At 71.6% G+C, this 14,001-nt stretch carries 13 protein-coding genes; 5 read left to right on the top strand and 8 right to left on the bottom strand.

Going from position 1 to position 14,001, the window contains the following annotated elements; genetic code table 11:
* Positions 1-245: 245 nt before the first annotated feature.
* The 5 genes from ACTWPT_RS55195 to ACTWPT_RS55215 form a co-directional block, all read right to left on the bottom strand.
* Entirely contained in the window at positions 246-962 is a 717-nt protein-coding gene (locus ACTWPT_RS55195) for a crotonase/enoyl-CoA hydratase family protein (RefSeq protein ID WP_443185579.1), read from the bottom strand.
* A gap of 52 nt (positions 963-1,014) precedes the next feature.
* Positions 1,015-1,839, bottom strand: a complete 825-nt coding sequence (locus ACTWPT_RS55200) for a PIG-L family deacetylase (protein ID WP_443185580.1) — start codon at positions 1,837-1,839, stop codon at positions 1,015-1,017.
* A 49-nt stretch (positions 1,840-1,888) separates the two neighbouring features.
* Complete coding sequence (locus tag ACTWPT_RS55205) at positions 1,889-3,049, bottom strand: hypothetical protein (protein WP_443185581.1); 1,161 nt, start codon at positions 3,047-3,049, stop codon at positions 1,889-1,891.
* Between the two features lie 258 nt (positions 3,050-3,307).
* Positions 3,308-4,705 (bottom strand): tetratricopeptide repeat protein, encoded by a 1,398-nt coding sequence (locus ACTWPT_RS55210; protein ID WP_443185582.1) that lies wholly within the window; start codon positions 4,703-4,705, stop codon positions 3,308-3,310.
* A 52-nt stretch (positions 4,706-4,757) separates the two neighbouring features.
* Entirely contained in the window at positions 4,758-5,768 is a 1,011-nt protein-coding gene (locus ACTWPT_RS55215; RefSeq protein WP_443185583.1) for an RNA-guided endonuclease InsQ/TnpB family protein, read from the bottom strand.
* A 393-nt stretch (positions 5,769-6,161) separates the two neighbouring features.
* Between ACTWPT_RS55215 and ACTWPT_RS55220 the strand changes: the two genes are divergently transcribed.
* Positions 6,162-6,341 carry a DUF1206 domain-containing protein gene (locus tag ACTWPT_RS55220; RefSeq protein WP_443185584.1) on the top strand — a complete coding sequence of 60 codons (180 nt, stop codon included), beginning with the start codon at positions 6,162-6,164 and terminating at the stop codon, positions 6,339-6,341.
* A 1-nt stretch (position 6,342) separates the two neighbouring features.
* On the opposite strand, the gene ACTWPT_RS55225 is transcribed toward ACTWPT_RS55220, so the two are convergent.
* A complete protein-coding gene (locus tag ACTWPT_RS55225) occupies positions 6,343-7,437 on the bottom strand; it encodes a glycerophosphodiester phosphodiesterase (RefSeq protein ID WP_443185585.1) in 1,095 nt (364 codons plus the stop codon).
* Between the two features lie 69 nt (positions 7,438-7,506).
* Here ACTWPT_RS55225 and ACTWPT_RS55230 point away from each other — a divergent pair, with 69 nt between their 5' ends.
* The 3 genes from ACTWPT_RS55230 (at position 7,507) to ACTWPT_RS55240 (ending at position 9,786) form a co-directional block, all read left to right on the top strand.
* On the top strand, positions 7,507-8,235 hold the full coding sequence (locus tag ACTWPT_RS55230; RefSeq protein ID WP_443185586.1) for an SDR family NAD(P)-dependent oxidoreductase: 729 nt from the start codon (positions 7,507-7,509) through the stop codon (positions 8,233-8,235).
* An 85-nt stretch (positions 8,236-8,320) separates the two neighbouring features.
* On the top strand, positions 8,321-9,679 hold the full coding sequence (locus tag ACTWPT_RS55235; RefSeq protein WP_443185587.1) for an L-lactate MFS transporter: 1,359 nt from the start codon (positions 8,321-8,323) through the stop codon (positions 9,677-9,679).
* Positions 9,676-9,786, top strand: coding sequence for an MFS transporter small subunit (locus ACTWPT_RS55240; protein WP_443185588.1), 111 nt, complete (start codon positions 9,676-9,678; stop codon positions 9,784-9,786). Before ACTWPT_RS55235 ends, ACTWPT_RS55240 begins: the two co-directional genes overlap by 4 nt.
* Before the next feature lie 7 nt (positions 9,787-9,793).
* Here ACTWPT_RS55240 and ACTWPT_RS55245 read toward each other — a convergent pair whose 3' ends face one another.
* Positions 9,794-10,282, bottom strand: coding sequence for a carbohydrate ABC transporter permease (locus ACTWPT_RS55245; RefSeq protein WP_443185589.1), 489 nt, complete (start codon positions 10,280-10,282; stop codon positions 9,794-9,796).
* Positions 10,283-10,307: 25 nt separating this feature from the next.
* Here ACTWPT_RS55245 and ACTWPT_RS55250 point away from each other — a divergent pair, with 25 nt between their 5' ends.
* Complete coding sequence (locus tag ACTWPT_RS55250; RefSeq protein ID WP_443185590.1) at positions 10,308-12,446, top strand: amylo-alpha-1,6-glucosidase; 2,139 nt, start codon at positions 10,308-10,310, stop codon at positions 12,444-12,446.
* A gap of 30 nt (positions 12,447-12,476) precedes the next feature.
* On the opposite strand, the gene ACTWPT_RS55255 is transcribed toward ACTWPT_RS55250, so the two are convergent.
* Positions 12,477-13,997, bottom strand: a complete 1,521-nt coding sequence (locus ACTWPT_RS55255; RefSeq protein WP_443185591.1) for an amidase — start codon at positions 13,995-13,997, stop codon at positions 12,477-12,479.
* Positions 13,998-14,001: the final 4 nt, after the last annotated feature.

Consider the following 14,001-nt stretch of genomic DNA (forward strand, 5'->3'; position numbering starts at 1 on the left):
CATCTACCGGAGGCTCCACGCCTGTCTCCGGCCTTCGACGACTCCTCCCGAAAGGCCCGAAACGGCACCGCCTGCGTCCCAGAAATCCCCAATCGCCCCGAATTATTTCTCTGAGATCACCTCAGTGCGCTCGTCCTTCGCCTTTCCACGCTGGCCCGCTCGTAGCTCACGACCGGGATGAGATCCATACCGCCCCTCACCAAGACCGCATGCCTGACTACAACTAGTAGCACCATGGCGTGGTGTCATAGAGGCGTCGTGGCGGCTCCGAAGTCCTCGGCGATCCCCGCACGCACGGCCTCCAGCAGGTGGCCGCCGGCCCGTGCCTTGCTCGCCGTGTGCGCGGCCAGATCCAGGGCGGTCAGCGACTCCGCGCTGGCACGGGCGGCGTCCCACACCCGAGCCGGCTCGACCACCCGATCCAGGAACCCGGCCGCGACGGCGTCGTCGGGGGAGAAGACCTCCGCCAGCGTCACCGCCCGGGTGAAGGCGGCGGGGGTGAGCCGCTGCCGCAGGATCTCGATCGCCGCGTACGGCATCGTGATCCCGATCGCCACCTCGTTGGCGGCCAGCCGATACGGGCCGGTCGCCCCCACTCGGTAGTCCCCGGACAGCAGGAGGAACACGCCCATCGCCACCGCGTGCCCGGTGCAGGCCATGACCACGGGAGCCGGGAACGACAGCAGTCGCGCCGCCAGCTCGAACCCGCCGCGCACCAGCTCGACCGCCTCGCCGCCGCCGGCCCTGAGCGTCCCCAGGTCGAACCCGGCCGACAGCACCCCGTCCCGGCCGCCCAGCAGCACGACCGCCGAGTCGGCGGCCGCCTGGTCTAGGGCGGCGTTAAGCTCGGTGACCATCTGGAGCGAGATCACGTTGACCTTGCCGTCGTCCATCGTGATCGTGGCGACGGAGTCCTTGAGCTGGTAGCTGACGACGCTTCCCATGGCGGCCCCCAGCATCATGTTCGGTCAGAATCGGTTTCGGGCCAGAATAATGTTCGGGATGCCGTGCAGCCTAGCCGTCCCGCAGGCCCGCGAACAGATCCTCCTCGTGATCCGGGGCGTCCACCTTGCACAGCACCCGCTCGAACGCCTCGTGCGAGAACGCCTGCTCCTGGGCCTCCTGCGGCATGCGGAACAGGAAGATGTTCTCCCCCTGGCTCTCGTGGGCTTTGATCGCCTTGAGCTTGCGTTCGACGTACGGCGTGACGTCGACGATGCTCGTGACGCGCTCGTCCGGCGTGCCGAAGTCGTCGGAAGGCTCGAAGCCGAGGTCGATCCCGTGCTCGCGCGTCATCTCGAACATGCGCTTGATGGCGGACCGGGGGATGGCCGTGTAGTAGAACTTGTCCGGGATGCCGGTCGACTCCACCGCCGCGGCCGTGATGCGGTGGGCCTGGACGTGATCCGGGTGGCCGTAACCGCCGCCGCCCGTCTCGTCGTAGGTCACCACCACCTGCGGGCGGTAGTGCTCCATCAGTGCGGCCAGCCTGCCCGCGGCCACCTCGACGGGCACGTTGGCGAACGCGTCGGGGTGGCTGTTGGCCGTCCAGCCTTCCATGCCGGAGTCGCGGTAGCCGAGCAGCTCCAGGTGGTCGATGCCCAGGTGGGCGACCGACTCGCGCAGCTCGGCGAGCCGGCGCACGGCCACCGCCGCGTCGTCGTGGCCCGCCTCGCCTGGCTTGATGCCGTCCCAGTCGTCGCCCTGCTCGCCGTTGGTGCAGGTGACCAGGACCGTGCGGATGCCCTCCTCGGTGTAGCGGGCCAGGAGGCCGCCGGTGCTGAGACACTCGTCGTCGGGGTGGGCGTGCACGACCATCAGGGTGAGTTGCCGATCCATGTGCCGAAACACTACCGGTCACTCCCGACAATCCCGGAGGCGGCGGGGGTCAGGGGTGTGGTCGCGGGGACGGCATGGTGCCGGCGTCGTCCAGGAGGTCGGTGACGGTGGCGGCGCGCAGCATGTGCGGGTGCAGGTCGCGGGCCCGCTGCTCCGGGACGCCACCCGCCAGGGCGGCGTCGGCGAGTGCGTCCCTGAGCCAGTCGAGGTCCACAGGGCGGCCGTCGGATCGCCTGATCAGCGGCTCGCCGGCGGGGCGGCTGGCGCACAACACGCGCAGCAGCGGGCGGGCCAGCGGCGAGACAGGGAAGGCGACGACGTCGTCCCGGCCATGATGCACAGTGATGACGGCGGGCCGGCTGCCGGCGCTGTCGGCCACGCTGTGAACGTCCTGCCGGGTCAGGCCGGCCAGCGCGTCCACGGCGGCGCCGGTGAGCTCCAGCAGCGCGACCGCGGCGGCCTCGGCCGTGCGGCCGTCGGCGGCCAGGCGCGCGATGCCCTGGCGCAGTTGCCGGCGCTCATCCCTGGTGAGCGTACGCGTGCCGGCGCCGCGGCGGTTCCTGGTCACCTGCTGGCCGGGAACCTGGTTGTGCCGTACCACGCCGCACTGCCAGGCGAAGGTGTAGAAGGACAGCAGGACGGAACGTTTTCTGGCCACCGTCCTGCTCGCCAGCGGCCTGCGGGACGGCGTGCGGGTGAGCGCGCCGGTGCGGGCAACCTCGCAGTAGGCGTCCAGATGGGCTCCGGTGACGGCGAGGAGTTCGAGCGCCGGCTCCGTGTCGCGCAGCCAGCTCAGGAACGACGCCAGCACCTGCAAACCGACCTGCCGCGTGGCCGCGGAGGGTTTGTCGTGCAGCCAGGCGGCCACCGTGCGCCAGGCCAGCGGGTCCAGCGCGTCGACCAGGTCGACGTCGCCACCGCCCGCCTCGCCCCCGTCCCGCGGCCGCCGGCGAGGTCGCAGACCGGGCAGCTGCCCGACGCTGGTCACACCGGACGGAGGCGGCGGAACCCGCCCGGCCCCAGTCACATCGGACGTGGGTGGTGGGATCCGCCCCGCCTCCATCCCGTCGGACGTGGGCGGCACCTGCCCGGCCACCGGCACATCGGGAACAGGGGGCTGACCAAGAGGCGGTGGGAGCTGGCCGGCGCTGGTCACGCCGGGAGGAAGCGCCGTGGTGGGGGTCGGTTCCGTGCGGTCTCCTCGCTGCATGGTCAGCATGCGACCGGGCCGGCGCCCGCGCGCGTGAACCCGGCCATGGCGCGCGAACATGCCGCACGATCTGGCGTGGCGTCGAAGGGCGGGACGCCGGTACGGGCGGGCATCCGCGAACGCGGCACGAGGATCAGGGGGGTGGCCGTCGCGAGAGCATGGCGATCGCGACGGCCTGAGCCTGGCAGCAAACCGATCATGATCTCGATCTTCTCACGGAACGCGACTTGCCACATGCTCCCGGGCGACATCCACACCTCAGGTGGCGCGCACGAGCTCCCCGGCACGGAGCCGGGCGGCGGCCGCCGCACCCCGGTCGCCCAGGACGTCGGCCAGCGCCGCCTGCTTGAGCCAGTTGTACGGGCTGCACGGCCGCACGTTGATCCGCTCGCTCACCAGCACCCGCGCCACGTCCCGCGCCCCGGCCCGCAACGCGGCCTCCAGCAACGTCTTCTGCACGGCGTCCCGCTGCGCGTGGCTGCCGCCGAACTCGTTGACCCGATGCCGGATCGGATACAGCAGATCCACCACCGACGCGTAATCACCCCGCCCGAATGCCACGATCGCCCGGCACACCGGCAGCCCCACCCGCAGTGTCATGTCCTGGTTGGTCACTCCAGGCAGCGGCGCCAGCACGTACGCCTCCCGCGAGGCGATCAGCTTCTCCGCGTCCCCCACCCGCCCGGCGCCCACGTACGACATGACGGCGTGCATGTCGTTGAACGCGTAGAACGGCTCGGCGACCCGCACCGGCCACGCGTCGGCCAGCGCCCGCCAGCGCTCGTGCTGCTCCCACCCCTCCAGATGGAGCCGCCACAACAGGGCGGCCGCGTCGAGCAGCTCCATGCACGACTGCCCGTCGGCCAGCACCGAGTCGTAGACCGCCAGCGCCCGCGGCACGTCGCCGGCCTCCAGGGCGTACAGGCAGTAATGCCACCACGTGTGGATGTTGAAGAACGTCCCGCTCGACCAGTCCGGCAGCCGCGCGTCCAGGTAGCGCAGCCCGTCGCCGAACCTGGCCTGCATCTCGTAGGTGTGCACCACCGCGTGGATGCCCCACACGTCGCGCGCGTTGAGCTCGACCGCCCGCAGCCCGACCTCCTCGGACCGGTCGTAGTGCCCGGCCTCCTCGAGTCCGAAGGCGTACATGCCCAGCAGATGCCCGAAATGCGGGTCGTCCTCGCGCCAGGCGCTGAGTGCCCCGCCGATCCGGTCGCGGAGCGAGCGGGCGTCGCCGGTGAAGAAGTCGATCTGGTGCCCGGCGGCCAGCGCCAGTGCGTCGCGCGGATGCACCAGCGCGATCTCGCCCAGCAGCGTCCCGCAGGTCAGGAAGTCGCCGTCGAGCAGCGCCTGCACGGCCGCCAGATGCGCACGCTCACGCGGCAGCAGCGATGACTCGTCGATCCTGCGGCGGAACGCCCCGAACCGCACCCGGGCCGTGCGCGCGTCCTCCACCTCGGTGGTCAGCAGCCCCAGATACGCCGCCAGGACGTTGCCCATCGGGAAGTCCGGCGACTCGGCCAGCGCCGCGTGCGCCTCGGCGTCGACCTCGACCCGGAAGTGCAGCAACTCGTCGATCGCCCGGTCGTAGTGCCGGGTCGCGGCGGCATTCGCTCCGCTCATCGCCAGTCCGTGCTGGTCGGTGTCGGTGGTCACTCGATTACTTTGACATGCGCCCCGGCCCGAAGACAGGGGATTCCCGTGCCGCTCAAGCGGCAGCTCGCGGCGCGGTTGAGGCACCGCGTGCTGTGGTACGGGGTGCTTGACGCTTCACCGACCTGGTGGGGTCTCCACGCCCTGACACGACCAGCCCGGCCGCGTGTCCTCTGGTTTTGATGTTCTTCGCAGCGATCACGTCGGCGTGCTCGACATGCCCGCAGGAGGTGCATCGAAAGTCCGCTTGGCTCTCGCGGGACTTGCCATCCACCGTCCCGCAGACCGGGTTCGAGCAGGTTTGCGACGTGTACGCGGGATCAACGACCCGGATGTCGGTCCCGGTGTAGCGGGCCTTGGACCGCAACGCGACCTCCAGCCCGTACCAGCCCTTACCCAAGATCGATCTGTTCAGTCCGGCTTTCGCCGCGCGCCCATTGGCTAGGTAGGCGCCCGGCTTGCCGGGGTCGGGCTTCGGCGCGACCGATGCGGTCATCGCCCGGATGTTCAGCTTCTCCAGCGTGACGATCGCGTTGTCGCGGGTGAGCCGGTGCGCGGCCTGGGCATTGAAGTCCGCGCGCCGCCACCGCGCCCGCCGCAGCAGATCCCCCATCGCCCGGACAACCCGCCGGCGCCGGTTTGAGCTCTTCTTCGCCCGGGCGAGCCGGCGTTGAAGCCGCTTGTACCGTCTGGCCTCACCTGTCGCCAGGAACCCCGTATCGCTGGGTCCGTCGGCGGCCTTGACCGGCGGCGGTGCCATCCATGACACGCCGTTCTCGCCGGCGTGACGGCCGCTCAGCGAACAGTCGCTGTCCGGCATCGAACTCCAGCCGATACTTCCGACCCGCCAACACGCAGGCAACACCTCCCCCACCAGCCACTCCTGCCCCACCAACTCGAACACATCATCCCGTCCACGAGCGAGCAGACGGAATATCCACACGGTAAGCACGATGGTTACCCGCGATGCATGTCCTCTGGTAGATGTCACCGCGTACAGGAGCAACGCCTTCGACGACGTGACGCTGCACTGCGAGACATCATGATTGAGGTGTGCGGGCTTCACGCCGAGCTACGCGAGTCCAACGGCGAGGAGGACTGCGCCCCTACCCGCCCAGGTCGCCGCCGGCACACTCGTCAAACTCCTTCAAGGGAGTCTTCCCCACTCCCTGCGCAAGAGTTCACCGCGTCAACCACGCCATCATGCACGGCCCCATCGGGTCACCCATCTAGTTCGCCGTTTCCCGTGGCGAACCCCACCGAGATCATCAAGCAGTGCATCGACGATAGCGCCGACCAGTCTGGCCCTTTGGGGCCGCGCCATGCGCTCCGGTCTGTCCCGGCTCCGCCGGGTCATCCCTGACGGGGACCGAGGCTTTCTACTGACCTTCGGTAACCGGCGACTGGGCGAGGCGCGGAAGACCGTTTCCGTGACACCCCGGTGGTTCCCGGCCCACCCATGAAGGAGCACAGCGGAACGGGCGCGATACGAGGCGAAGGCGCGGCGGGCGGCATCGACGCCGCGCTGAGGCGCTTCGCCGACACGCCCGCCGGGCCCTGGTTGCTCGTGGTGGTGGCGCGGGGACTGCTGCTGTTCGCCGCCTACTGCTTCGGCGAGTCCCGCTGGCGCCGCACCTGAGCTAGAGGGAACGCTTGGCCACCACGGCCCGGCCCATGGCCGGGTCGTCACAGAAGGCGCCGTCGATGCCCAGCTCCAGGAGCTTGGACAGCCAGCCCATCACGTCGCCGGTCGCCCGCGCGTACACGGGGCTGGCCGGGTTGCCCAGCCGGAAGTCGGCCGGGAGCTGGGAGTTCTCGTTACGGATGGTCCAGACGTGCACGTCGAGCCCCTTACGGTGGGCGTCGGCGACGATCGTCGTGGGCGGCAGGGTCTTGCCCGCGGCGTCCACCGGCACCACGCGCCGCGTGTCCACGCCGATGCCGTCGGCGTAGCCGGCCACTTCGCGCAGCCCTTCCGGCTTGACCATGTCGTCGTAGGTGCGGGGGTCGCCGGCGGCCACCCAGTCGTACGGGGCGCCGGTGGCCGTGATCAGCTGGATCAGCGGCAGCCGCGTCTTGCCGCTCAGGTCACGCAGGTTCGCGGTCTCGAAGGACTGGATGTACGCCTTGCGCACCCGGTGCCGGTTCAGCACCTCCAGCAGCGGCTCCTCCAGCGACAGGCCGATGGAGTCGAAGTACGTCGGGTGCTTGGTCTCGGGGTAGACGCCGACGCCGTGCTTGAGCGCGAGCTGCACGACCTCCTCGAACGTCGGGATCTCCGCGAGCCCGTCGAAGGCAGTATTGTCCGGCCGCAGGTCGGGCACGCGCTCCTTGGCGCGCAGCGTCTTCAGCTCGGCCAGCGTGAAGTCCTCGGTGAACCAGCCGGTGATCGGCCGGCCGTCAATGGTCTTGGTGGTGCGCCGGCCGGCGAACTCTGGCCGCGCGGCCACGTCCGTCGTGCCAGAGATCTCGTTCTCGTGCCGGGCCACCAGCACGTGGTCCTTGGTGGAGACGAGATCGGGCTCGATGTAGTCGGCGCCCATCGCGATGGCCGCTTCGTACGCCAGGAGGGTGTGCTCGGGCCGGTGCGCGCTGGCGCCCCGGTGCCCGATCACGATGGGCGCCTGGCCGCGGCGCTCCGCCGTGGCGGGTGGTGTCTGGATCAGCACAACGGCGACCGTACCGCCGGCCAGGACACTGGCCAGCACGCTCGCGAGTAACCTGCGCATCGTCATGGGCGGCACCGTAGACCGTCCAGGTGGACCGCGAGTTACGGATGAGCACACAGGGAAAGACTTGACGACATGATCGAACTCAATGGCCGGGTGGCCTTGCTGACCGGCGCGTCGGGCGGCATCGGGCAGGCGCTGGGGCGGGAGCTCGTCGCCGCCGGGGTCAGGACGGCCTTCACGTACGGCTCCCGCGCCGCCCCCGCCGAGCGGCTGGTGGCCGAGGCGCGGGCGGCCGGCGTGGACGCGGTGGCGCTGCCGGGGGATCTGGCCGACCCGCAGGCGCCGGCCCTGATACTCGCGGCCGCCGCCGAGGCGCTGGGCCCGGTGGACCTGCTGATCGCCAACGCCGGGTACGCGGTCCAGCAGGGGTACACCGAGGTGGACGCCGTGACGTGGGACCGCACGATGGCGGTCAACCTGCGGGCGCCGTTCCTGCTCGCGCAGGGGGCGCTGCCGGGGATGGCCCAGCGCGGGTTCGGCCGGGTGCTGTTCATGTCATCGGTGGCGAGCTTCACCGGCGGCATCGTCGGCCCGCACTACGCGGCGTCCAAGGCCGGGTTGCACGGGCTGGTGCACTTCCTGGCCGCGCGGGTGGCCGCCCGCGGCGTGACGGTGAACGCCCTGGCGCCCGCGCTGATCGAGGACACCGCGATGTTGCCGGCCACGGCCAGGCCGGGCGACCTGCCCGTGGGGCGGTTCGGGCGGCCCGAGGAGGTGGCCGACCTGGCCATGGCCGTGCTGCGCAACGGCTACCTCACCAGCCAGGTGCTCAGCCTGGACGGCGGCGCCTACCCGCGTTGAACCGTTCGCCGACAAGATCTGACCGCTCACCGTAAAGAGCGTCGGGATTCAAAATACGGCATACCGTATGTGTTACCCGTGAGGCGTGACAGGTTTCCTCAGTCGCTCTCGTACCGTTGCGGACCCGACCTGGAGCCGGTGGCTCGTGCCGCCGGCGGCGCTCTCGGTGCACCTGGCCATCGGGCAGGCGTACGCGTGGAGCGTGTTCAAACCCCCGCTGGAGTCGTCGCTCCAGCTGTCCGGCACGCAGAGCGCGCTGCCGTTCCAACTGGGCATCGTCATGCTCGGCCTGTCGGCGGCGTTCGGCGGCACGCTGGTGGAGCGCAACGGGCCCAGGTGGGCGATGTTCGTGTCGACGGCCTGCTTCTCCTCCGGCTTCCTGCTGTCGGCGCTGGGCGTGGCCATCAGCCAATACTGGCTCGTCGTGCTCGGCTACGGCGTCGTGGGCGGGATCGGGCTCGGCATCGGCTACATCTCTCCGGTCTCGACGCTGATCAAGTGGTTCCCTGACCGGCCGGGCATGGCCACCGGCATAGCGATCATGGGATTCGGCGGGGGAGCGCTCATCGCCTCGCCGTGGTCGGCGCAGATGCTGGACGCGTTCGGGCCGACCACGAGCGGGATCGCCACGACGTTCCTCGTGCACGGCCTGGTCTACGCGGTCTTCATGTCAATGGGCGTGCTGCTGGTACGGGTCCCGCCGGAGGGCTGGACACCCAAAGGGTGGACGCCGCCCGCGGTCGCCAGACGGCCACTGATCACCACGGCCGACGTCTCGGCCCGCAACGCCATCCGCACGCCGCAGTTCTACTGTCTGTGGGTGGTGCTGTGCTGCAACGTCACCGCCGGCATCGGCATCCTGGAGAAGGCCGCGCCGATGATCATCGACTTCTTCGCGGGCACGCCGACCGCGGTCGCGGCGGGAGCGGCGGCCGGGTTCGTCGCGCTGCTGTCGCTGGCGAACATGACCGGGCGGTTCGTCTGGTCGTCGACCTCCGACCTGATCGGGCGCAAGAACATGTACCGCGTCTACCTGGGCGTCGGCGCGCTGCTGTACCTCGTGATCGCGCTGGCCGGCGCGTCGTCGAAGCCCCTGTTCATCATGTGCGCGCTGGGCATCCTGTCCTTCTACGGCGGCGGCTTCGCGACCGTCCCCGCGTACCTGAAGGATCTGTTCGGCACCTACCAGGTCGGCGCCATCCATGGGCGGCTGCTCACCGCCTGGTCCACCGCGGGCGTGCTCGGCCCGCTGATCGTCAACGCGATCGCCGACGCGCAGAAGGAGGCCGGGCGGTCCGGGCCCGACCTGTACACGACCTCGCTGTTCATCATGATCGGGCTGCTCGCGGTGGGATTCGTCGCCAACGAGCTGATCCGGCCGGTGCACGACAGGTACCACGAGCGGCCCGAAGCACGAGTGATGGAGAAGGGACAGGCGGTATGAGGACGCGGACCGGGCTGATGGCGTTGGCGTGGGCCTGGGTGGGGCTGCCCTTCGCGTACGGCGTGTACGGGTTGTTCATGAAGCTCACCCAGCTGTTCTCCGGCTGATCGGCGCTCAGCCCTTGTCGGCGCCTTCGTTGGCGCCGCGGACGAAGTAACGCTGGAACACCACGAAGACGACCGCCACCGGGATCGTGGCCAGCAAGGCCGCGCCCAGCTTGAGCGGGTACTGGGTGCCCTTGCCCAGCGACCCGCTCACCAGGTCGGCCAGCCCGCGCGGCAGCGTGAACAACTCCGGGCTCTGCACCGCGACCAGCGTGTGCGGGAACTCGTTCCAGCTGCCCTGGAAGGAGATGATGGTGAGCGTGATCAGGGCGGGCCGGGCCATCGGCAGCACCACGGACCAGAACGTGCGGAACACTCCGGCGCCGTCGACCCGGGCCGCCTCCTCCACGGTCGGCGGGATCGACTCGAAGAACTGTTTCATGATGAACACCCCGGTGGCGTCCGCGATCACGGGCAGGATGAGCGCGGTGTAGCTGTCGTACAGGCCGAGGTGGTTCAGCACCAGGAACTTCGGGATGAACAGCACCACCCCCGGCACGCTTCTGTCAAGAGAGGGAGTCTTCGTGCTTCAGCCGCTGCTGCACGACCTGGTCAGTACGGTCATGGCGCCCGCGAGCGCCCTCAGCGGCCCCGACGGCCAGATCCGCCCGGCCGGCGTGCAAGGGCTCTTCCGTGCCGACCGCCGGGTGTTGTCGCTGGCCCGGCTCCTGGTCGACGGACGGGAGCCGGAGGCTGTCGGGCACGCACCGGCCGGGGCGGGGCGGACCCGGTTCGTGGCGCTGGCCAGGTGGCTCGGCGACCGCACGGCCGATCCCACGGTGCGGCTGGACCGGGTTCGCGAGCTCGGGCCGTACGGGATGGACGAGCACATAGAGATCACCTCCACCGCGTCCGGGCCGGTGACGGCTACGGTGACCGTCGAGCTGGCCTGCGACTTCGCCGCGATCGAAGACGTCAAGTCAGGCCGCGCCAGCGCTTCACCCGCCACCTCGCACCCGCCCGCCGTCACCGGCTCGCCCTCGGTCGCCGGCCCGCCTGCCGCCACCCCATCGCCCTCTGTCGCCACCCTGGCCGGCGAGGGGAGGCTGTCGTGGAGGTCGGAGACGACGCACGTCACCGTCACCGGCCGCGGCGCGCGGGCCCAGGCGGGTGCGCACGCGCACCTGACGTGGGAGGTCACGCTGCCCCCGGGTGGCCGTACCACGCTGAGCTGGGGCCTGGCCGTGCACGACCCCGCCGCCGTCGTCGTGCCCGCCACCGGGCCGCCCGAGTGGAGCGTGCCGCGCGTCACCGCCGATGATCGCCGTATCGCCCGGCTCCTCGACCAGGCCCTGGCGGACCTGCGCTCGTTACGCCTGGCCGAGCCGGGCGCGCCCGGCGACACCTTCATCGGCGCGGGCGTGCCGTGGTTCCTGACGTTGTTCGGCAGGGACAGCATCTGGGCCGCCCGGATGTTGCTCCCCCTGGGCACCGGGCTGGCCGCGAGCACCCTGCGCGTCCTGGCCCGCCGCCAGGGCGAGCGCCTCGACCCGCACACCGGCGAGGCGCCCGGGAAGATCATGCACGAGTTGCGGCGGAACGCGTTCCCCCTCGGGGAGGAGGACCGCCGCTTACCCGCCGCCTACTACGGCACCATCGACGCGACCCCGCTGTGGATCAGCCTCCTGCATGACGCCTGGCGCTGGGGCATGCCGCAGGCGGAGGTCGAGGCGCTGCTGCCCGGCCTGCAGGCCGCCCTGGGCTGGCTCGCCGACCACGCCGACCCCGACCGTGACGGATTCATCGAGTACGTCGACGCAAGCGGCCGCGGCCTGGCCAACCAGGGCTGGAAGGACTCCGGCGACGCGGTGCGCTTCCATGACGGTGGCCAGGCCGAGCCGCCGATCGCGCTGGCCGAGGTGCAGGGCTACGCCCACCGGGCCGCCCTGGACGGGGCCGCCCTCCTGGATGCCTTCGGCATGCCCGGCGCCGCCCGGTGGCGCGAGTACGCCGAAGCCCTGGCCGAGCGGTTCCGCGCCGCCTTCTGGGTGGACGGCGCCCACGGCCGTTTCCCCGCGCTGGCGCTGGACCGCGACAAGCGGCCGGTGGACGCCCTCACCAGCAACGTCGGCCACCTCCTTGGCACCGGGCTGCTGTCGCGGAAGGAATCGGCCGAGGTCGCCGCGCTGCTGACGGCGCCCAGTATGGCGGAGGGCTTCGGCCTGCGCACGATGTCGTCCGGGGACCGCGGGTTCAGCCCCCTGTCCTACCACTGCGGGTCGATCTGGCCGCACGACACGGCCATCGTGCTCGCCGGCCTGGCCCGCGAAGGCTTCGACGCGGAGGCGGCCGCGCTCGCCGAAGGGCTGCTCGACGCCGCCGAGTCCTTCGGCTACCGGCTTCCGGAACTGTACGCGGGCGACGCCCGCGAGCGGGTGGGGCGCCCCGTGGCCTATCCCGCCGCCTGCCGCCCCCAGGCCTGGTCGGCCGCCGCCGCGCTCACCATCGCGCACGCGGCGCTGGGCCTGCACCCCGACGTGCCCGAGGGACGGGCGCTGCTGCGCCCGCTGTCCGGCGCCGTCCTGGGCGCGCTGACCGTCGGCGGGCTACGGGTGGCCGGGCACGACGTCGAGGTGAGCATCGGCCACGACGGCACGGCCTCGGTCACGGGGTTGCCCGAGGGTATGCACCTCGTCCACGCGGAGGCGGCCGCAACCCACTGATCCGGCAACTTCGGCACTGGCCGGGCGGCTTCAGCTCTGCGCGCCGGCGTGCCCGAGTGTGCGGGCGGCTTCGAAGATCAGGGGCTCCTGGCCGGGGCGGCCGACGAGCTGGAGGCCGACCGGCAGGCCGTCCACCGTCCCGGCCGGGACGGTCAACGCGGGCAGGCCCAGGACGTTCCACGGGCTGGTCAGCGCGAGCAAGGCGGCGCGGACGGCGGCCGGCTTGCCGTCGATCTCGCTCTCGCGCGCCCCGAGCGGTGGGGCGATGATCGGCACGGTCGGCAGGGCCAGCACGTCGTGGCCGTCGAAGAGCGCTCCAGCGGCCTCGGCGAGCCCGGCCCGCGCGTCCATGGCGCGGACGTACCGCCAACCCGGCACCTCCATAGCGGGGCCCAGGCGTTCGCGCACCTCAGGGTCGAACAGCTCGGGCGCGTCGGCCAGCCGGTCGGCGTGCACGGCCGCCGTCTCACAACTCTGGATGACGGTGTACGTGTCCCGCAGGGCGTCCGCCAGGCCCGGCGGCAGGCCGACCTCCTCCATAGGTCCGGCCGCCGCCCGCACCGCCCGCACCACGCGCGGATCCCCGTCGAACAGCCCGGCGGGATCGAGCCATGCCACCCGGACGGGACCCCCGACCTCCGGATGGTCCGCTCGGGCAGGGTCCGTTGGGCGGGTGTCCTGCAGCCCGCCGGGCCAGGCATTGTCTGCTGGCCGGCTGCTCTGCCCACCGGTGGGCGGGGTGGTATGTGCCGGGCGGCCGTCTTCTCGGCCGATGGGCAGGGCGGTGTGTGCGGGGCCCTCGTCCCCTCGGCCGGTCGGCTGGGTCAGGCAGGTGTAGGCGAGCAGGCAGTCCTCAGGGTCGCCCGCCAGGACGCCGACGTGGTCGAGGGTCCGTGACAACGGGAACACGCCGTCCGCGGGGATCGCGCCGTACGCCGGCTTGAAGCCCGCCACTCCGCACAGCGCCGCCGGGATCCGGACGGAGCCACCCGTGTCGGTGCCGAGCGCGAGCGGCACCAGGCCTGCCGCGACGGCCGCCGCGCTGCCGGCGCTGGAGCCGCCCGTCATACGGTCCGGATCCCACGGGTTGTGTGCGGGCCCGGACGCGGAGCGGTCGCCTGTCGGGCCGTACGCGAACTCATGCGTGGTGGTCGTGCCCACGATGACGGCGCCCGACCGGCGCAGCCGCGCCACGCACTCGGCGTCGGCCTCGGGGACGTGGCCGGCGAAATGCCGCGACCCCATCGTCACCCGCAGCCCGGCGATCATGATGAGGTCCTTCACCGCGACCGGAATGCCGTGCAACGGCCCTCGATCCGTGCCCGCCGCCAGCTCCTCGTCCGCTCGCCGTGCGGCCGCCCGCGCGTCGGCCGCGTCCACCGTGACGAAGGCGTTGAGCGCCTGGCCGAGCGTGGCGATCGCGTCGAGGGCCTGCTCGACCAGTTCGGCCGACGTGGCGCGTCCGCGGCGGAGGTCTTGAGCGAGGTCGGCGAGGTTACGACCGGAAAAGGGGCCAGGGGAGCCGGCGAGCGGGCCGGGGGTGAGCGCCATGGGA

This window comes from Nonomuraea sp. 3N208 (assembly GCF_052245935.1).
Taxonomy (GTDB): Bacteria; Actinomycetota; Actinomycetes; order Streptosporangiales; family Streptosporangiaceae; genus Nonomuraea.

Excerpts from the sequence above, each read along its gene's own strand:
- ACTWPT_RS55220 (WP_443185584.1), top strand. The coding sequence starts at position 6,162 with ATGAAGGAGCACAGCGGAACGGGCGCGATACGAGGCGAAGGCGCGGCG.
- ACTWPT_RS55200 (WP_443185580.1), bottom strand. The coding sequence starts at position 1,839 with ATGGATCGGCAACTCACCCTGATGGTCGTGCACGCCCACCCCGACGAC.
- ACTWPT_RS55240 (WP_443185588.1), top strand. The coding sequence starts at position 9,676 with ATGAGGACGCGGACCGGGCTGATGGCGTTGGCGTGGGCCTGGGTGGGG.
- ACTWPT_RS55195 (WP_443185579.1), bottom strand. The coding sequence starts at position 962 with ATGATGCTGGGGGCCGCCATGGGAAGCGTCGTCAGCTACCAGCTCAAG.
- ACTWPT_RS55230 (WP_443185586.1), top strand. The coding sequence starts at position 7,507 with ATGATCGAACTCAATGGCCGGGTGGCCTTGCTGACCGGCGCGTCGGGC.
- ACTWPT_RS55225 (WP_443185585.1), bottom strand. The coding sequence starts at position 7,437 with ATGACGATGCGCAGGTTACTCGCGAGCGTGCTGGCCAGTGTCCTGGCC.
- ACTWPT_RS55255 (WP_443185591.1), bottom strand. The coding sequence starts at position 13,997 with ATGGCGCTCACCCCCGGCCCGCTCGCCGGCTCCCCTGGCCCCTTTTCC.
- ACTWPT_RS55205 (WP_443185581.1), bottom strand. The coding sequence starts at position 3,049 with ATGCAGCGAGGAGACCGCACGGAACCGACCCCCACCACGGCGCTTCCT.